This window comes from Arthrobacter sp. AFG20 (genome assembly GCF_002892795.1).
GTDB lineage: Bacteria > Actinomycetota > Actinomycetes > Actinomycetales > Micrococcaceae > Arthrobacter.
In genome coordinates this window covers 55,833-74,600 of record NZ_PJMC01000021.1, presented here as the reverse complement: position 1 = coordinate 74,600, position 18,768 = coordinate 55,833, and the positions used below count along the sequence as shown (strand labels likewise).

Genomic DNA, 18,768 nt, shown 5'->3' with positions numbered 1-18,768 from the left:
GCAGCAAAGCCCACCAATTCCTCCAACTCGCCCTCGACACCGACCCCGCCTACCGACTCGCCCGCCTCAGCGACCAAATGATCGGCTCAGGCCTGGTCGCTGGCTGGAACATGAACAAGAACACCGCATACAAGACACTCCCCTTCGAAATGCCGTAAGTCCTTGCCCGTAAAACTTGAAGGCAGTGCTTTCTCTCAAATAGGGACAACGCTCACACCCACCCGACCGCTACCACCTACGGCAAGCCACGGTTCCGATATCCTGCCGCCAGCACAGTAAGTTGACGGAATATCCGTCATCGACTCTTTGGCTTGGTCTGCCAGTAGGGGCCTACAGCACCCCTTGCTGCCCCTTGTTTCGTTAGCCTGCGTCAGTTTGTCGGTGACATTTCTAGCGAAACTTCACGGGTGTGGATGTACCTTTTGGACACGAAACTCCCGCCTACCGCTCTTGGCCGGAACCGTGGCGGCAGCCGCATTGCGGGCTTTGCTGGCGTCGATAATCCGGGCCACTGCCAGGGCATCCAAGACGGGCGCCAGCACAGGGGCGCCGGAGCGGATGCTGTTGACCCATCCACGCATCTCCGTGCGGAAATTGCTGATGTTTTCCAGTTCGGGCAGTTCGGAAAACTTGTTCTCTTCAGTGCGGGCGAACGGCGGGGTGAAATAGCTCTGCGTCCACTCGGTCCAGCCAGCTGGCCAAAGGGTCTACGTCGAGAAGGACCGGGCCGGCTTTAGCTTCTGGGGAAGGATGCCGATTTCGATCATTCCCGTGGTGCCGTAAACGGATATGCGGGAACTTTCGAACCATTCGAGTCGGTCGTGGCTGTCGAAGCTGAAGGCAGCGGACATGTCGGGGTAATTCAGCAGGGCAGCTGCAGAGTCCTCGCGGCTCGATTCGTTTGAGAGCTTCGCGGACTTGCGCACCCGCGCATTGACGGTCTCGGGGACGCCGAACATGCTGACCAGAGTATCGATCATGTGGCACCCGATGATCCATAGCGCCCCGCCCATGTCCGCCGGTTGGTTCAGGTGGGCAGTGAGATGCTCGCCGGCGAGAGCGGCGCCTCTGGCCGACACACTGACCACGTTCCCGATGGTCCCGGCGTCTATGAGCTCCTTTGCTCGGGTGACCGACTGTGCCAGGCGTACGTTGTACCCGACCTGAATATCCAATCCGGGAGCAGCCTGGGTCTCTGCCTTGGCCAGCTGCAGCAGGCCATTGACGGTTCCGCCGCCCGGCTTTTCCACGACGACAGATTTCCCGGCGTTGAGGGCCCTTAGGGCATGGGAGACCATGTCCTTACTTTTGGAATGAACCATGACAGCGTCGATGCGGTCGTCCTGGAGCACCCCGTCGATATCGTGGGCCTCCATATCGTACTTACCGGTGAAGTAGTTCAATCGCGGATCGTCGTCAGCGGCGGCAACCACCTCCACGCCCTCTATTTCTCGGAGGGCGCGGACCCGCGCGGAAGCGTGCGGGTGCGTGATTCCCAGAAGTCCTACGGCGATCGGTTTCAAAGTGCTGTCTCCTGTCAATTCTTACTACCGGCGCTTTGGTCATGGTGTTGGTTTCCCTGGCCTGTCCTGAGGCCTGGTTTTGTTGTTTGTGCCCCTAGGCCTGAGCGATCACCTATGGGCTGGGCCCTCATCCGGGTCATCGTGCCACCAGCCTTCCCAGGGGAATGAAGCAAGCACTCCCTGGGGGAACCCGGGCTCCAATGGGCTGTCCCGCGCGCTCAGGCCGCCGCTGTAGCCAGCGCCTTCAACCAGAATCGAAATTCGGCGGAGCAGCATTCTCATCGTTTTCTCCCAGACTGAGTAATCAGGTTTATCGGCGTTGGGCAGAGCAAAGGGTTGCAGGTCCCGCTTTTTCAGGCCGCACTGCGGCAAGAGAGGTTAATGCGTCGGTCTTGGCCGCTTGGCCAGGTCCGTTGGATCGACATAAGTCCTGGTTACCTCGGCCCTGGTGAACAACCTGCGACCGTGTCCGCCGTTGAGAAGCAGCCACAGATATTCACCGTCAGCCGATGCAGCGTCAACAATCCCGGAGTGTGAAGATTTGGCGCAAACCACCCAGACGTGATCACCCGGGCAGAGCTCGCCCCAGTGCGCAGGAGTGGCCGAATTGTCTGGCTGAGCCTCGCCTGGGGGCTCCTGCCCCCAAACCTGTGTAGATGTGGAACTCAACTGGGACTCCGTTTCAAGACTCGGGGGTGCAATTGATGAATATTTTGCTATTCGTCTGATTTATGCGATCGGTGAGATGGGGGTGGTGGCGACGCTCCGTCGGCCGACGACCACCCAAATTGCGATGCAGTCTTCGGTGAACGGATTGCTGAGCCGGTGAGGGACGGAGGACACGAAGTTGATGCTGTCGCCGGCGCTGAGAGTTCCCGATGAGGAGCCGGCTTGCACGTTGAGCCTTCCTGCAAGGATGTGGAAGTACTCGTGTCCACCGTGCCGCAGGAGGTTGTCGGGCGGGCAGGATTCGGTGCCGCTTCCGTACGTCACTCGGAGTAGTTCAACGTTGGGGTCGTTCTCTGCGGTGAGTCGCTCCCAGAGGACACCAGCAACGCGGAGTTTTGGGCGATCTTTCGCTTCCAGGAGTCCTGGGAGCTCGTTGCCCGCGGCCGGGAGAAGAGATGGCACAAGATCCTCGGATGACCGAGGCTCACCGTCTTTGACGGCTGCGGTTTCAACAACGCGAAGAGTGGTGGCTGGCAGCTGAAGTTCTGATGGTTCGCCATCCTGCATGACTTCATCAAGGGAGAGCCCCAGTTCTGATACGAGAGCGTAGAGGGTTCCGACAGACGGTGATGTGCGGCCAAGCTCGACCTGCGAAACGAGGCTGGCGGAGACGTCCACGCGTCGTGCAAGTTCACGCAGGGACAGTTTGGCGCTTTGCCGGGCGTCACGAAGGCGCATGCCAAGCTTGATGGCAGCATCTGATCGTGCCTCGGGGGCGGGTGCGCTCATGGGTGTTCGGCTTTCTTCCGCTCAGGTCAGTCCGGCCCACGCACTACCTTGGTGTGGGTAGCGCGAGGGCCGGGCTTGTTGTGGACTAGCTGCTCGGGTCAGACCTTTTCAGACTGTTCCGCGGCGATCAGTTGGGATGCAGCCTCCAGTGTTGCGGCTGCCGTGTCGTGGGCGCGGGCCAAGGCTTGGTCCAGGGGCAGGAGGCGGTGCGATTCCGCAAGAATCTCCACGCCCCAATGTCCACGCCATCCGGCGTCGTGGATGGCTTTGACGAACGCGGCGGTGTCAAGGTCGCCTTCACCGGGGTAAAGCCGTTCGTTGATGGTGTCTTCCCACAGCGAGCCCCTGACCTCCCTATGGGCGTCATCGATCTCAACGACGAAGACTTTGTCCATGGGCAGGATGGCGGCCAGGTCTTCGTAGCGGGTGCCGCCACGGCTGGTGTGCCACGTGTCTACGGTGAGCCCGCCGTGGGGGTTGTTGACCTCGTTGATAAACTTCGCGCCGATTTCGAGCGTTTTGAGGTTGTTCATCGGCATGGGTTCCAGCGCAACCCGTGTGCCCACTTCGCCGGCCTCGGTAGCAAGCCGGTCGAATTCCTGGTGGAATGCGGTCTCGTCGACAGGGGCCGGTTCGCCTTCAAGGGCGAGTTCGGCGCCGACCTTGATGGTCTTGACGCCGAGGATTTCAGCGGCGTTGAACAAAATCTTGCGCCAGCGGTCGGATTCGGCGCGTTCGGGGCCGGTCTTCCACCAGTCGGCGAGGAATTCCATCTCGACGTGGACGATTCCGTTGTCGTCCAGCAGCTGGCGGAGTCCCTTCAGGCCGATGGTCTTTTCTATCTCGGGAAGATCGGCGTGGATGAAACCCAGTCCCTTCCAGCCTGCCTTGGCGGCGGCCTCAACCCGGGTGCGCACGTCAATAGGGCTGGTTTCGTCTCCGCGGAGCGGTGCGGCGTTTCCTGCCCAGGTCCAGCAGGAGGCCAGCAGGTCCCGGTTCTGAATGATGTTCGTAGCGTTCACGTTCTTCCTTTATTTAGTTGGCTTTGTGGGCTGGAGAGCTTGGTAGGTCGTGGGAATGGGTGCTGTCCGGGGCCAGCATGACCTTCGTTTCCCGGCTTGAGTCTTGCGCCCTTTGGAGGGCTTCGTCTCCCCGGGAGAAGGGGACGACAGTCGAGACGATCTGGGCCAGGTTGAGGCGTGTGTTTGCCACGTAGCGGATTGCTGCCGGCCATACGGCCACCGGCGCCCCCGTTGAGCTGGTGATCGTTAGGTTCCGTTCCTGAACAAGGCCCAAACGTGCGGGTGCGAACTTGGGGGTTGAGACACCCATCAGCAGGACTCGTCCGTTGTGGTCTGCGCTCTCAAGGGCTGCTGCTTGTGCGGCCGAATTGCCGGATGCTTCAATGACCACGTCCGCGAAGGGCCGTCCCGTGGCTGCTGCTGCGGCCGCGGTGGTGTCCGGGTTCTCCAGTGGATTCACGGCAGCCGCTGCTCCGAGTTTCATTGCCGTTTCCCGGCGGAGTGGGCTGGGATCGAATACGACGACTTCCGCACCTGCGGTGATTGCCTGGAGTACTGCATTCAGGCCGATCGCTCCGAGTCCATGCACGTGGACGGTGTCAGCCGCGCTGATGCCCCCGATCTTTTTGAGCCCATTCAACACGCAGGCGAAAGGCTCGATGACAGCGGCCGCGAGCATGTCCACCTCGGCGGGGATGTGGAAGCACATATCTGCCGGAACGGTGAACAATTCAGCTGCGGCTCCGTCGTGGGTGACCCCGAACCAGTCATTTCCGCCGAGGTGTCCGTGGCCGAGAATCCTGTCCCCTGGGTGGAATCCCACAACGTCGCTGCCCGCCTCTACGACAGTGCCGGACCATTCATGCCCCAGAACGTGAGGGTAGTTGATTTTGAAGGTTGCGGGCATGCTGCCGTGCAGTATTTCGATGTCGGTGCCGCATACCCCTACATAGGCAGGCCGTACGAGAAGTTCAGTCGGCCTGGGCGCAGTGACGGGTGCTGTACCGGGCTCGACTGTGATGGTGCCGGCCGCGTCTTTGCGGACCAGGACAGCCGGAACCGTTCCTACCGGCGGTACCGCGGGCGCCGAACGAACGTCGTTTACGGTCTCAGACATGTTGTGTTCTTTCTATAGGTTCAGCCAACAGGTTGTAGCGCGGAAGTTACTTAGATGTCGCTGCCATGAAGGGCAGCGGTGACGAGTTCACGGATGCCCTCCGGGGTTACTTCCCGCGGATTCGAATAGGGATTCTTCGTGGCGATTTCGACGATTTTGTCGATGTCGGATTCCTTCAGGCCCAGCTCAGCCAGTGACGACGGTGCCCCAAGGGACAGGCTCAGTTTCCGGAGGTGGGCTGCAGGGTTGTCGGATCCGGTGGCCCGCTGCAGTGCCGCGATTGCCTGCGGTGCGTGCTGGGCGTTGTAGGCCAAGGCGTAGGGCAGCACGACGGTGTGCGTTTCAGCGTGCGGAAGGTTGAACGTCCCGCCCAGCGTGTGGCACAGCTTGTGATGCAGAGACATGGTGGTCGCGCCGAGCGTGGCACCGCAGAGCCAGGCCCCGTACAGGGCATCTGAGCGCGCCTCGATATCGGTTGGCTCTTCTACGATCTTCGGCATTGCCTCCAGCAGCGCACGGGTTCCATCTTCTGCCATCAGAGAGATGATGGGCGAGCCGTCCGGGGCGTACAGCGCTTCCACCGCGTGGGCAATGGCGTTAAATCCGCTGGTGACCGACATGGCCACCGGCAGGGAGACAGTAAGTTCCGGGTCATAGATGACACTGGTGGGCAGGACTTTGGGGTCGCGCCCCGTCTTCTTTTCACCGTCGGCGGTAAGTCCCCAAATGGGAGTCATCTCGGAGCCGGCGTAGGTTGTGGGCACGGCGATGATGGGCTGGCCGAACTCCAGTGCGATGGCCTTGCCCAAGCCTGTCGTCGACCCGCCGCCCACGGCGACGTACCCGTCGGCCTGGGCCGCTGCGGCTACTTCCCGCGCTTTGTGAGCGGATTCGATGGGCACATGCATTGCAGCTTCCGCATGCACTCCGGCGCTGAGCTCGCCCAACTGCTCGGAGACCTGCTCTGCCAGGTCCGCCTGGAAGGGGGTGGCCAGGACCAGGACCCGTTTGAGGCCGAGGCTGACGACTTCGTCATTGAGGGAGGCGAGGGAGCCCGCTCCGAAGCGGACGCGCATGGGAAGTGCCTGGTACTGAAAATCCTTCATCGAGTGTTCTCCTGTGCTTCGATAATCCGCGCAGTGGACGGGGACATCACGGCGGTGTGGACGATATCGGGGTCGACGAGTTCGGGGTGGATGACGATGTCGATCACTGCCTCCATGAACGGTGAGGTGAGCCCGTAACGCGCTGCATCGGCCTCTGAGGTGTTGGGCACGAATTTGGCGATCAGACTCTTCTTCACGGCGAAAACGGCGTCAGAGTCGATGTAGTCACTTCCGCCAACAAAAATGTGGGTTGTCAGCTCGCGGAAACCCGGGGCGGTGACAATGAAATGGATGTGCGCGGGCCGGTTCGGGTGGCGCTCGGTCGCGTGCAGCAGGTCACCGACCGGTCCGTCAGTCGGGATCGGGTAATAGCTGGGGATGACGCTGCGGAAGTAAAACTCCCCGTCAGCGTTCGAGGTATACAGGCCACGGCCGTTGCCGACGCTTTGAATGCCGGGTTGCTGGACGTCGTAGAAGCCCTTGGTGTTCGCCTGCCAGATATCAATGGAGGCATGAGGAACAGGTTCACCGGTGACGGAAAGGATGCGGCCCCTGACCAGGCAGATGTCGCCTTCACTTTCCGGGGAAGCGTTGTCGCCCAGCTCGCGCTTCGGTGACTCGACCATGTGAAACGGTCCCAGGACGGTGGAGTCGGTGGCGTCGGGGGTCTCGGCGTCATTGAGCGTCTCCACCATCATGGACACGCCCAGCACGTCGGAGAGGAGGATGAACTCCTGACGGACGGAATCGCACTTCTGGCCTGTGGCGGTCAGGAAGTTGATGGCGGTTTCCCATTCTTCGATCGTGGGTTCAATGTCCCTGACGAAGTTGTGAAGGTGGGTCGTGAGGCTGCTCAGGATGGTCCGAAGGCGGTCATCCGGGGTGTTGCGGAAACTGTCGATAACGGCGGCAGTCAATGTTTCGGGGCCGAGGTCCGTGCTCATGGTGATGTTCCTTCCTTGGAGCTGGGGCGGCTGGTAAAAGGGGGCTTAGATGCTGGTGAATCCACCGTCGACAACCAGCTCCGCGCCGGTGATGTACGAGGCCTTATCCGAGGCGAGGTAGACGATGGCGTCGGCGACTTCGCTGGCCTGCCCTGCCCTGTGCATCGGGGTCCTGGCAATCAGATCATCGGAGATGGCTTGATCCTGGTTTTCCGTCAACGGCGTTGTGATCAGCCCGGGGTGGACCGAATTGACGCGGATTCCTTGGGCTGCCCAAGTGGCGGAGGCGTTCTTCGTCATCACTGTCACGGCACCCTTCGAAGCCTGGTAGGCGGCGACGCCGGCTGCTCCGACAAGTCCCCAAATCGATGAAACGTTGACGATCGCTCCGGATCCCCGGGACAGCATGGCCGGGACTACTGAGCGCATGCCCAGGAAAACACCGGTCTGATTGATGGAGATGATCCGGTGCCAGTCCTGGATGTCGATGTCTGTTATCGAATCGTAGGATCCGACCAAACCTGCGTTGTTGACCAGGACGTCGATCCGGCCGTGGGCCTGGAGCACTTCTTCCGTGAGGGCCTTCCAACCATCTTCCTCGGCGACGTCGAGGCGCCGCCAATGAACGGCCTTGTCGGCTGCGCCGTCTGCGGGGGCAGCTATGTCAGCTCCGTAGACGGTCGCACCCTGTGCAGCCAGTGCCGTTGCTGTGGCGTGGCCGATGCCACTGGCCGCACCGGTGACAATGGCGACCTTCCCGTCAAAGGATGGTGAACTCACGGTGTGCGCTCCTTAGCTTTCAGGGGTAGCGGGATGGGTTAGACGACGCGGCGGGTACGCCGGGAGCCGGCCAGGTAGTTGAAGATCAGGGCGCTGAGGATGATCAGACCGTAGATCGCCTGGATCCAGAACGAGGGAACCTGGGACAGGACAAGGATGTTTTGGATGATGCCCAGCAGCAGCACGCCACTGAGGGCGCCGATCATGGAGCCCTTGCCACCGTTGAGGCTGATGCCACCGATGACGGCCGCGGCGAAGACGGTGAAGATGAGGCCGTCGCCCTGGTTGGCGGTCACGGAGGCGATACGGCCGGTGAGCATGAGGCCGGCGAACGCTGAAATAATGGCGCCGGCGACGAAGACTCCGATGGTCAGACGCAGCGTCTTGATACCTGCTGCGGCCGCGGCGGCGTTGTTGCCGCCCATGGCGTAGAGCTTGCGGCCTACCGGGTGGCTGCGCATGAAGACTGCTGCGGCGACCAGGAAGATCGCGAAGAGCCAGATCTGGATGGAGATGCCCAGCCACTTGGTGTTGCCGAGGGCAAGGAACTCAGCGGGCAGCCCGGAAAGGGTCTTGCCGCCGGACAGGCCCATGGTCAGGCCGCGGAGGAGGGTGAGCATGGCGAGGGTGACGATGAAGGCGTTGAGCTTCAGCTTGCCGACGAGGAAGCCGTTCATGAGTCCGATGACGATGCTCAGGGCAAACATCACTCCAATAGCTGCCCATGGCGACCAGCCCCATCCAGAGCCGCCGACAGCCGCGGGAAGCACCAGCCACACTGCAAGCATCGGTGCCAGGCCCACGACGGATTCGAGAGAAAGATCGAAGTACCCGGAGATCAGGATGATGCTTTCAGCGATCACGACAATTCCAAGCACAGCGGAGGTGACGAGGACGTTGTTCAGGAGATTGTTCGCCGTGAGGAACTGCGGGGAGAGGATGGCCCCAATCACCATCGCCAAAATAATGGCGGGCAGCAGCGCGAGCTCACGGGCCCAGCCGGACGAGCGGGCTTGATCAATGATGTTGAGGGGCCGGCGGCTGGTCGGCGTACCCGCAACGGTTGGGGTATGCGTGGACATTGGACGTTCTCCTTGGTTCTTTGGCTCTGTGGGCGTGGGCTGCAGGGGCTGGGCAGACGTTTTCATGCAGCTGCCTCCGCCCCTTGGATGGCGCCTACGAGTTCCCACTCTTCGTAGCCCGCGTTGAGTTCGGCGTGGATTTCGCCCTTGTACATGACGATCACCCTGTCGCAAATTTCCAGATCCGTGTCATCGGTGGAAACGATCAACAAGGACCGTCCGCTGTCGCGCAGTTCCCGGAGCGACTCGTAAATGGATTCCTTGGCCGTCACGTCCACACCGGCGGTGGGGTGGACGAGAACGAGCGTGTCCGGGTTTGAAGCCAGGGCCCGTGCGAGCACGACCTTCTGTTGGTTGCCTCCGGAGAGTTCTTCGACGGCCTGGGTCGGTCCGTCGCATTTGATGGCCCAGGCTCCGGAAAGTTCTGTGAAGCGTTCGCGGCGTCGCTTTGAGTTGATGAGGCCACCAGGGCCTCGAAGCCGGTCAACGATGGTCAGTGTGGCGTTCTCTTCGACTGACAGTTCCGGGACATAGCCGTTGACGTGGCGGTCTTCGGGGACGAAGCCCACACCTGCATTGATCGTCTTGATGACGTTTCCCTGGCCGAGCGTGTGGCCGTTGTGTTCAACGGTTCCTTGTTCGATTGCCACCTGGCCGGCGATGGCCTGGGCGAGCTGGACGTGACCTGCCCCGTCGAGGCCCGTGAGGCCCACGCATTCACCGGCGCGGACGGTCAGGTTGGCTCCCAGCACTCGGAGCCCGATGCGGGCCCCCGAGACGGTCAGCCGGGTTTCACCGAGTTGCTCTTGGCCGCGGTGAGCGGCGACAGAGCCTTTCTTGGCTGCCGCGGCTTCTTCCTCGCTCACCCCAGCCATGACGTTCACGATTTTGTTGACGGTGAGGTCCGCCGTCTGTGCGGTCAGGACGTCGCGTCCGTCGCGCAGGATGGTGACAGAGTCGCAGACCTTGAAGATTTCCTCCAAGTGATGGGACACGTAGATCACGGTGACCCCGCGCTGGCGGAGGCTGTCGATCTGGGCGAAGAGTTCATGCGAGGCCCCCTCGTCCAGGCCGGCCGTCGGTTCGTCCAGAAGGAGGATCCGCGGTCCCCGGGACAGCGCCCGGCATACTTCCACGATCTTCTTTTCCAGCGGTTCAAGGTCTTCGACGGTCTTATCGGCGATGCGCTCGTAACCCCAGTCCTTGAGCTGGTCCGTGGCTGTCCTGCGGATGGCGGCCCAGTCCACGCTCCCCCACCGTTTGCGTGGGTATGTTCCGAGGCTGATGTTCTCGGCCACCGTCAGTTCCGGCACCAGCGTGCTTTTCTGATACACACAGGCGATCGAATCGGAGCCGGGGCCTTCGGTGATTTCACCGTTGGCGCCCTGGATGTGGATGCTGCCCGAGTCTGGAGTGACCAGCCCGGTAAGCATCGCAATCAATGTAGATTTTCCTGCGCCGTTCCGGCCCAGCAGGGCCCGGGATTCGCCTGAACGGACGATCAGGTTGGCATCAGTCAACGCCTGGGTGGATCCGAAGGACTTCTTGAGCCCACGGATCTCGATGGCGTTTTGGGTGTTAGCTGTGACCACGATGTCACCCTTTCTGAAATTCAGTCTTTCCCCTGGCCCTGCTGGGCCGGACAAGGGAGCTACTTCTTGTTGCCCCAGAGGTTCTCGTCATCAACGTTGTCTGTGGTGATGACGGGGGACGGAAGCATGTCGGCAAGGTTGCCCTTGTACTCGACGATTTCGCTGCCGTGTTCAGACGGACCGACCTTGTATTCCTTGCCGGCGATGGCGTCCTTGAGGTACTGGACACCGTATTTGCCGTAGAGGTCCACGGGCTGGGAAATGACGGCGTCAACGTGCCCCGAGCGGATGGCGTCCAGGGAACCCTTCGAACCGTCAATTGTCACCAGCGGAACGTGCCCGGGCTGTCCTGCGGGGGCCCACTTGCCCTGGCCTTCCATCACGGTCTGCACGCCCGAGAGCATGACGGAGTCGCTGGCGAGGAACACTGCATCGATCTTGGAGGTGCTCAGAACAGTCTGGGCGTTCTCCACAGCCTTGGCAGACTCCCAGTTGGTGTCCTTGCGGATGATTTCAACGTCCGGAAACCTGGACTGCATGCAGTCGCTGAAGCCCTTGTTGCGGTCAAACCCGGAAGTGGTAGACAGTGCGCCGTGCAGTTCCAGGACCGTTCCCTTGCCTCCGGTCAGTTTGCCGATCTGTTCGCAAACACTGGTGCCCATGGCAACATTGTCCGCCCTGACGTTCATGTAGATCTTGCCGCCGTTGGCTGCGGTGTCGACAGTCACGACAGGGATGTTTGCGGCGTTTGCAGCCTCAATGGCCGGAATAATGGCGTCACTGTCCCTTGGAATGGTCACCAGGCCTTTCACGCCCTGGGAAATCAGGGTGTTGAAGTCGGTCACCTGCTTGGCGGGGTCACCTTCGGCATTGGAAGCCGGAAGCATGTTGAATCCGTTCGAGTTGGCTTCGGTGACGACCGAGTCCACGAGACCTGCCGTGAACGGGTTGTCCAGGACGCCGGCCGAGAAGCCAACGGTAGGCGCGTCGCTACTTCCGGATGACGCACCCCCGGCACAGGCGGAGAGCGCCAAGGTGGCGCCGGTGAGCACAGCTACACCGATGTGGCGGCGGCTCAGTTTGAATGCGGAGGCGCCTTTGCGATCCTGCACCATCATTTGCTCCTAGTTAGAAGGTAGATATACACAGTGGAACTCTGGCTCCGGTGCTGTCCGTCCTCGCTTCGAGTTCGGGAGCTTCCGAAAGCTTCGGCTGATGCGCCCGGCTGGTTGGGAGATCCCCATAGGCACCAGCTTCGCGGCTTTATCACCCTTCAAATGTAAAGTGACACACCCCACACTGTCAAGTAATACAGCACATTCCGCTTTACACCGCGATGAATAACGGGAAGACGTGGCTGTTTTTGCTGATCGATTGTGAAGTCTGAGCAATAATCGGGTAGAGAAGCTAGACTGGTGTCCGCGCACACTGTACATCTCTGGCGGGCTTCCCGACTGGAGTGGACAGTCAAATCAGCGGTCCTGCCCGCGCGCCGGGCAGGACCGTCGGAAAGGTCGAGGATGAGCATTCAGGACACTGCAGCGGTTACGGAAGAGGGTCGCGCCCAACTGGGCAGCCAGCTCCGGGCCGCCAGGACGAAGCGGAAGATTTCCCTGAGGGAGCTGTCCCGCCGAGTAGGAATCTCGGCAAGTTTTATGTCGCAGGTTGAGCTGGGCCGTGCTGTCCCTTCCATTGGGACCTTGTACACCATCGTTTCGGAGCTGGGGCTTTCACTGGACACGCTGATGAGTGGTGAGCACTCCCCCGCGCCGCAAGCAAATGGCACGACCGGTAATGGGGCCGCGGTTACCGGGCTGGCCAGCCATTCGGCCTTCACCGCTTCTGCAGGTTCAGCGCTCCCAGGAGTCCAAAGGGCCGGGGACCGTCCCGAGATCAACATGGGAGGCGTCCGCTGGGAGCGGCTCACGGAACGGGCAGACCCGCTGGTCGAGTTTCTGCGGGTTACCTACACTCCCGGGAGCGAGTCCTGCGCCGCCGGCGACCTGATGCGTCACCCAGGGTGGGAGTACATCCACATCCTTTCCGGCCAACTAAATGTCCAGGTCGCCTTCGACAGCGATGTTCTCGGGCCTGGCGACAGCATGAATTTTGATTCGAACGTCCCGCACCGTCTCAGCAACACCTCTGGCGAAGACTGTGTCGCCATCTGGGCCGTCGTCGGTCGTCAAGGCTTCGCCCATCCCCTTGATCTGGCAAGGGCCGGTGCGTCGAACGGCGAGGAATCAGCTGCGGTTGAACACTCACACGCCTAATTTCTCCTTCTTATCGCCTCTTCATTAAGTGGCAGGGCGTGTCGTCGGCGCAGAAAGCCCTTTCATGAGTGTGTCAACCTTGAGAGTACAAACTGAGATGCCAACTCGTATGGGCGGATGCAGACGGATGGTAGACGCAAAAAGTGCCGGCGACAGGTGTCGCCGGCACTCTTCTGCTTTGCGGTTCTGGAGCCCTCTAGGGTGTTGAGCCCGCTGAGGCGGTTGGGCCTCTCTGCCCGAGGGCAGCCTTCACGGGCTTCGGTGTCGGCTGGTAGGCCAGCAGCTTCCAGGATGTACCCACACGGATCCACACGGCCAAGGCGCTGTTGTCCAGTTCTGTACGCGTCCCCCGGATGGTCAGTTCGGCCTGCATCTCACCCAGGACGAGGGCTATATCGCCGAGTATCTTTACCTGATCGACAGGATGATCGATCCGGTGGTAGACGTACACGCCCTGCCGGCACTTGTCCACGTAGCCGCGCAGATCATCGCGTTCGCCGTTCGAATGCGCATAGACGAGCTCCTCGTGGCAGAGCTCCGCGAAGGCATCAAAATCTGAGCTGAGCACGGCCTCGTATCGAAGATCTTCCAGGGACAGGATGTGCTGTTCGTCTGAATGGCGATCGGGCACGAGATGCTCCTTCCGGCCCTGGGCAGGCTGGAGCTTAGATGAGTCCACGGATGCTGCCGCCGTCTACGCCCCACACGGAGCCAGTGACGAAGCTGGTGACCGGGCTGCAGAGCAACGCGATAATGCGGGCTACTTCCTCCGGGGTGCCAAGCCGTTCCAAGGGAAGCTGGCGGAGCTTCATTTCGTGTTCGACAGCCGCCTGTGGGTCCATGCCGTGCACGGTGGCGAGCGTGTCTGCGAACCCGCCGGGCTTGGTCCAGAACGGCGTCCAGATGGGGCCTGGTGCCACGGCGTTGACCCGAATCTTGGGACCCTCGGCGCGGGCAATGGACTTCGTCAGCGCCAGCACTGCCGCCTTACTTGCCGAGTAGTCAACAGGCTGCGCTTCGGGCTGGCGGGCCAGATCAGATGCATTGTTCACGATGCAGGGCGCCGACGATTCGCGGAGTGAAGGCAGTGCGGCGCGGATGGTCCGCACGTAGCTCATAAAGTTCAGCTCCATCGTCCGCTGCCAGTCTTCATCTGAGATCTGCTCGAAGGTCCGGACCGCCCCGGATCCAACGTTGTTGATCAACAGGTCGAGGCCGCCGAGCTGGCTGATGGCCTCAGCGACGGCGTTGGTCGTGGCCTGCCCGTTGGTGAAGTCCACGACGGACGGGACAATCCGGCCTGGATTGTCCGCCGCCAATTCTTCGAGCTCGGTGAGAGCCAATTTGTCGATGTCCAGGGCTGCCACAGTAGCCCCTTCGGCGGTCAGCAGAAGAGCGGTCGCTCGCCCGATGCCCTGGGCGGCACCTGTCACGATGGCCTTCTTGCCGGTCAGTTCCAGTTCCATGAGATGTACCTTTCGGGTGCGCTATTGCAGTGCTTAGTTGTGGTGGGCAGGAGGAACCCTCGGTCCCGGTCCTGAAATCGAAACCTGTCCTCAGGCCCCGTCGGCGATGAATGTGGTGCCGAAGACTACTGATGACTCCTTAGAGAGTAGGAACAGTGCCGAGTGGGTAACTTCGTCCGCTTCGGTGATGCGTCCGGGGGCTGCCTGGCCTGTCCGGTGGCCAGGTAATATTTCCGGGTCGCTGGGGCCGAGGCCAGATGCCGTTCAAAACAGTCCGGCCCCGTATCGGTCCCGGGGCCAGAAGTTTAAACTGCATACCCGCGTGGGCATAGTCCAGGGCGATTGCACGGACAGCTCCGGTGGCGGCAGCCTTGGAGGATGCATAGGACGCCAGCTGCTGCTCCGCGAAATGGGCATCCACGCTGGTCACAGAAACTTGGTCGAGCGCATTCCCCCCGCCGAAGCTTTGCTGATCCTGTTTACAGACAAGCAGGACCTCGGTATTAAGGACCACGTTAACCTCATTCCGGTTTTATTGGTTCCAGGACGACGCTAAGTGATCCAACACACAAATGTCAAGTAGAAGGTGACAACTGCCCCCCTCACGTGTAAACCCAAACTCGCCCGCGGAAGTGCGATGCAGCGAGCATTTAGAAGGTGTTAAACCCGCGAGATCTTGCAGAATCTGCTTGCTCATCGACGATGAAGTGAGGGAATTGGGTTCCGGAGCGCCGCCCGTTCAGCGCACGCTGTCAACTATTAGTTGACGGGATGCCAGCCGTCATTTACCTTTGAATCAGGATCGGCCAGATTAGCAGCCCAAGATTGCCTTCGCCGGCACCCGGCCCGGCCCAACGTCGTGAAGAAGCAACGTTCGGCCTGGGCAGCAGGGCCGGCTCCGACTCGTGGCGTCCGATCGTCCCCAACATTTAAGCAAGGAGAGTGCTCCGTGGATAACGTCACTGCAGCCGAGAAAAACAAAATCGAAACTTTGGAAGCAAAGCGCTATCAAGCTGTAGTCGACGGTGACTACGACGCGTTCGAAGACCTGTGCCACCACCGTCTGGTGTACACCCATTCACTGGGTGACCGTGACACGCTGAGCAGTTACCTGGAGAAGCTTCGCAAAGGCTTCTACAGGTACCACCGGATCGACCACCCCATAGAAGACATCGTCCTAATTGGGGACACCGCACTTGTACTGGGGCAAATGAACGCGGACCTCACCGTCAACGGAACCCAGAAAACACTTGCCAACAGCGCACTCTCGGTATGGATCAAAGAGGGTGAGACCTGGAAGTTCCTGGCGTACCAGCCGACTCCCCGTAAACCTGCGGCAGCCTAAACCCCTAAACCACTGTTCGCGTCAACAAAGGAAGAACCATGAATCAGGCTTTTGTGTACGACGCCGTGCGCACCCCTTTCGGGAAATTCGGTTCCGGCCTCGCTGCCGTCCGCCCGGATGACCTTGCCGCGCATGTGATCAGGGAGTCCGTGAAGCGGGCCCCGGCATTGGATCCGGAGCGGATCGATGAGGTGGTCTTCGGCAACGCCAACGGCGCCGGCGAGGAGAACCGGAACATCGCCCGGATGGGCACACTGCTCGCCGGTTTGCCGGTCTCGATTCCGGGGACCACGGTGAACCGGCTCTGCGGGTCGTCCCTGGACGCGGCGATTATCGCCTCGCGGCAGATCAACGCCGGGGACGCCGAGTTGATGCTGGTGGGCGGGGCGGAATCGATGTCCCGCGCCCCCTGGGTGCTGCCGAAGACGGAGAAGCCGTACCCGGCCGGGGACCTGGCCCTGGCTTCCACGACGCTGGGCTGGCGGCTGGTGAACAAGGCCATGCCGAAGGAGTGGACCATTTCCCTGGGTGAGGCCACCGAACGGCTCCGCGAGAAGTACAAGGTCACCCGGCAGGCCCAGGACGAGTTCGCCGCGAAATCACACAACCTGTCCGCCGCGGCGTGGGACGAGGGGTTCTACGACAACCTCGTGGCACCGGTGCCCGGCACCGACCTGGTCCGGGACGAGGGCATCCGTCCCGGCTCCACCGCCGAGAAGCTCGCCGCCTTGAAGACCGTGTTCCGTTACGAGCCCGAGGGCGCCGGAGCAGGCGGCACCGTCACGGCGGGCAACGCGTCCCCGCTGTCCGACGGCGCCTCCGCGGCCTGGATCGGGTCCGAGGCTGCCGCCGGGCTGCTGGGCCTGGACCCTTTGGCCCGCATCGCCGGGCGGGGTGCGCACGCGAACGATCCGCAGTTTTTCGGGTACGCCCCGGTGGAGGCAGCGAATAAAGCGCTCGCCAAGGCAAGCATTGGCTGGGACCAGGTGGGCGCCGTCGAACTTAACGAAGCCTTTGCCGCGCAGTCCCTGGCCTGCATCAACGCCTGGGGCATCGATCCGTCAATCGTGAACCGTCACGGCGGCGCCATCGCGATGGGCCACCCCCTCGGCGCCTCCGGAACCCGGATCCTCGGCACCCTCGCCCGGTCCCTCCAGGCCTCCGGGGACCGCTGGGGTGTCGCGGCGATCTGCATCGGCGTTGGGCAGGGCCTGGCCGTGGTGCTCGAAAACGTTACCACCTCCGCAGGCGCCAGCACAGGGAAGGGCTAGGACATGCTGACTTTTGTTGATTTCGTCCAGGAGGCGGTGTCCGGCATCAAGGACGGTTCCACCGTGATGATCGGCGGGTTCGGCAACGCCGGGCAGCCGTTCGAACTGATCGACGCGCTGCTCGAGTGCGGGGCAACGGACCTGACTGTGGTGAACAACAACGCCGGCCAGGGCGACCAGGGCCTGGCACTGCTGATCAAGGAAGGCCGGGTACGGAAGATGATCTGCTCCTTCCCGCGGCAGTCAGATTCGTGGCACTTCGACGCCAAATACAAGGCCGGCGAAATCGAGCTGGAGCTGGTGCCGCAGGGCAACCTGGCCGAACGCATCCGCGCGGCCGGCGCCGGGATCGGCGGGTTCTTCACCCCCACCGGCTACGGCACCATGCTGGCCGAAGGCAAGGAAACCCGGATCATCGACGGCCGCGGCCAGGTGTTCGAGACGCCCATCCACGCCGACGTCGCCCTGGTCAAGGCCCTCAAAGCCGACGGCAAAGGCAACCTCGTCTACCGCAAGACGGCCCGGAACTTCGGCCCAATCATGGCCGCCGCGGCGAAGCACACCATCGTGCAGGTCTCCGACGTGGTGCCCACCGGCTCGCTGGACCCGGAAAACGTGGTGACTCCCGGGATCTACGTCAACACGGTGGTCCGGGTACCCGCGGCCGCTGCAGCAGGAAAGGTGGCTTGAGATGAGCACCGCAACATCCATCCAGACCTCCGCAACCCCCATGGGCCGCGACGACCTCGCCCGCCTCGTGGCCAAGGACATCGCCCCGGGCTCCTTCGTGAACCTCGGTATTGGCCAGCCCACGCTGGTGTCCAACTACCTCACGGCGGAACAGGACATCACCCTCCACACCGAGAACGGCATGCTCGGCATGGGCCCTGCAGCCGAAGGCGACCAGATCGACGGCGACCTCATCAATGCCGGCAAGATCCCCGTGACCGAACTCCCCGGTGCCTCCTACTTCCACCACGCGGACTCGTTCGCCATCATGCGCGGCGGGCACCTGGACATCTGCGTCCTCGGCGCGTTCCAGGTCTCCGCCACCGGCGACCTCGCCAACTGGCACACCGGCGCACCCGGGGCGATCCCCGCCGTCGGAGGGGCCATGGACCTCGCCACCGGCGCGAAGGACGTCTTCGTCATGATGACCCTGCTCACCCGCGAAGGCGCATCTAAGATCGTGGACTCCTGCACCTACCCGCTCACCGGCGTCGGCTGCGTCACCCGCGTGTACACGGACAAAGCCGTCTTCCTCACCGGTCCTGACGGCGTCCAGGTCCGCGAAACCTTCGGCTGCACCCTGGAGGAGCTCCAGGAACTCGTGCCCGTCCCGCTGAAGGCCGCCGCAGCCGTCTAAAGCGGACCCCGTGTACGGAAGGAACTTACATTGCAAAGTGGGTTTGTCACGCATGGAAGTTGAGTTTCTTGAACTGCTGGCCCCGGGCGATCTCCGTACGGCGTTTCCCGCGGTAGGACCCGAACGCGGAAAGGCGGGAGACACCTACGCTGGCCGTGACGTTCGTCCATAAAGGGCACAACCAAACCTGACGTCGGAGCGGCCTGACGTGGGAGGACTCGGCCTGTGGGGTGGAGCTCTGGGTTGTTCTCCGACGTCCGACCAGCTACATCAGGTGACGTGGTCGCCCACTGCCCGAAATGGACTTCATAAGGTGTGCAACTCCATGGACTTTCCGTGTTTCGAACTTCCGGTGACTGGTCAGGGTGGATTCTGAGAACATCATGGAGCCACTGTCAGGGAAGCGGAATTTCGCTCTATTCT

General features: G+C 61.8%; 18 protein-coding genes. 5 read left to right on the top strand and 13 right to left on the bottom strand.

Translation table 11 applies throughout. From position 1 onward, the window contains the following. Positions 1 to 707 precede the first annotated feature (707 nt). The 10 genes from CXZ05_RS19870 to CXZ05_RS19825 form a co-directional block, all read right to left on the bottom strand. Entirely contained in the window at positions 708 to 1,523 is an 816-nt protein-coding gene (locus tag CXZ05_RS19870; RefSeq protein WP_217700362.1) for a Gfo/Idh/MocA family protein, read from the bottom strand. A 729-nt stretch (positions 1,524 to 2,252) separates the two neighbouring features. Then, positions 2,253 to 2,981, bottom strand: a complete 729-nt coding sequence (locus tag CXZ05_RS19865) for a helix-turn-helix domain-containing protein (RefSeq protein WP_079599140.1) — start codon at positions 2,979 to 2,981, stop codon at positions 2,253 to 2,255. A gap of 98 nt (positions 2,982 to 3,079) precedes the next feature. Further along, the gene (locus CXZ05_RS19860) at positions 3,080 to 4,003 is read right to left on the bottom strand and encodes a sugar phosphate isomerase/epimerase (protein WP_217700361.1); all 924 of its coding nucleotides are present in this window, start codon (positions 4,001 to 4,003) and stop codon (positions 3,080 to 3,082) included. Positions 4,004 to 4,016: 13 nt separating this feature from the next. Next, positions 4,017 to 5,120 carry a zinc-binding dehydrogenase gene (locus CXZ05_RS19855; RefSeq protein ID WP_102974188.1) on the bottom strand — a complete coding sequence of 368 codons (1,104 nt, stop codon included), beginning with the start codon at positions 5,118 to 5,120 and terminating at the stop codon, positions 4,017 to 4,019. A gap of 50 nt (positions 5,121 to 5,170) precedes the next feature. Further along, a complete protein-coding gene (locus tag CXZ05_RS19850) occupies positions 5,171 to 6,226 on the bottom strand; it encodes a maleylacetate reductase (RefSeq protein WP_079599138.1) in 1,056 nt (351 codons plus the stop codon). Further along, positions 6,223 to 7,170: a dioxygenase gene (locus CXZ05_RS19845; protein WP_079599137.1), complete on the bottom strand. Its 948-nt coding sequence runs from the start codon at positions 7,168 to 7,170 to the stop codon at positions 6,223 to 6,225. Before CXZ05_RS19845 ends, CXZ05_RS19850 begins: the two co-directional genes overlap by 4 nt. Positions 7,171 to 7,215: 45 nt before the next feature. Continuing rightward, a complete protein-coding gene (locus tag CXZ05_RS19840; RefSeq protein ID WP_079599136.1) occupies positions 7,216 to 7,950 on the bottom strand; it encodes an SDR family NAD(P)-dependent oxidoreductase in 735 nt (244 codons plus the stop codon). 38 nt (positions 7,951 to 7,988) lie between these two features. Next, positions 7,989 to 9,032 (bottom strand): ABC transporter permease, encoded by a 1,044-nt coding sequence (locus tag CXZ05_RS19835; protein WP_079599135.1) that lies wholly within the window; start codon positions 9,030 to 9,032, stop codon positions 7,989 to 7,991. 62 nt (positions 9,033 to 9,094) lie between these two features. Then, entirely contained in the window at positions 9,095 to 10,624 is a 1,530-nt protein-coding gene (locus CXZ05_RS19830; RefSeq protein WP_139386293.1) for a sugar ABC transporter ATP-binding protein, read from the bottom strand. A 59-nt stretch (positions 10,625 to 10,683) separates the two neighbouring features. Further along, the gene (locus CXZ05_RS19825) at positions 10,684 to 11,742 is read right to left on the bottom strand and encodes a sugar ABC transporter substrate-binding protein (RefSeq protein ID WP_079599133.1); all 1,059 of its coding nucleotides are present in this window, start codon (positions 11,740 to 11,742) and stop codon (positions 10,684 to 10,686) included. Positions 11,743 to 12,144: 402 nt separating this feature from the next. On the opposite strand from CXZ05_RS19825, the gene CXZ05_RS19820 reads away from it, so the two are divergent. Then, a complete protein-coding gene (locus CXZ05_RS19820; protein ID WP_079599132.1) occupies positions 12,145 to 12,897 on the top strand; it encodes a helix-turn-helix domain-containing protein in 753 nt (250 codons plus the stop codon). A 196-nt stretch (positions 12,898 to 13,093) separates the two neighbouring features. On the opposite strand, the gene CXZ05_RS19815 is transcribed toward CXZ05_RS19820, so the two are convergent. The 3 genes from CXZ05_RS19815 to CXZ05_RS23775 form a co-directional block, all read right to left on the bottom strand. Beyond that, entirely contained in the window at positions 13,094 to 13,528 is a 435-nt protein-coding gene (locus CXZ05_RS19815; protein WP_079599131.1) for a nuclear transport factor 2 family protein, read from the bottom strand. A 34-nt stretch (positions 13,529 to 13,562) separates the two neighbouring features. Next, positions 13,563 to 14,363, bottom strand: a complete 801-nt coding sequence (locus tag CXZ05_RS19810) for an SDR family NAD(P)-dependent oxidoreductase (protein WP_079599130.1) — start codon at positions 14,361 to 14,363, stop codon at positions 13,563 to 13,565. 139 nt (positions 14,364 to 14,502) lie between these two features. Further along, entirely contained in the window at positions 14,503 to 14,793 is a 291-nt protein-coding gene (locus CXZ05_RS23775; protein ID WP_368483736.1) for an SDR family oxidoreductase, read from the bottom strand. Between the two features lie 519 nt (positions 14,794 to 15,312). Between CXZ05_RS23775 and CXZ05_RS19800 the strand changes: the two genes are divergently transcribed. Genes CXZ05_RS19800 through CXZ05_RS19785 form a run of 4 tightly spaced genes read left to right on the top strand, consistent with a single transcriptional unit; the run spans position 15,313 to position 18,345 of the window. Continuing rightward, the gene (locus tag CXZ05_RS19800; RefSeq protein WP_079599128.1) at positions 15,313 to 15,708 is read left to right on the top strand and encodes a nuclear transport factor 2 family protein; all 396 of its coding nucleotides are present in this window, start codon (positions 15,313 to 15,315) and stop codon (positions 15,706 to 15,708) included. Positions 15,709 to 15,746: 38 nt separating this feature from the next. Then, complete coding sequence (locus CXZ05_RS19795; RefSeq protein WP_079599127.1) at positions 15,747 to 16,979, top strand: thiolase family protein; 1,233 nt, start codon at positions 15,747 to 15,749, stop codon at positions 16,977 to 16,979. A 3-nt stretch (positions 16,980 to 16,982) separates the two neighbouring features. Then, positions 16,983 to 17,669, top strand: coding sequence for a 3-oxoacid CoA-transferase subunit A (locus tag CXZ05_RS19790; protein WP_079599126.1), 687 nt, complete (start codon positions 16,983 to 16,985; stop codon positions 17,667 to 17,669). A gap of 1 nt (position 17,670) precedes the next feature. Further along, positions 17,671 to 18,345, top strand: a complete 675-nt coding sequence (locus tag CXZ05_RS19785) for a 3-oxoacid CoA-transferase subunit B (protein ID WP_079599125.1) — start codon at positions 17,671 to 17,673, stop codon at positions 18,343 to 18,345. The last annotated feature ends 423 nt before the right edge of the window (positions 18,346 to 18,768 follow it).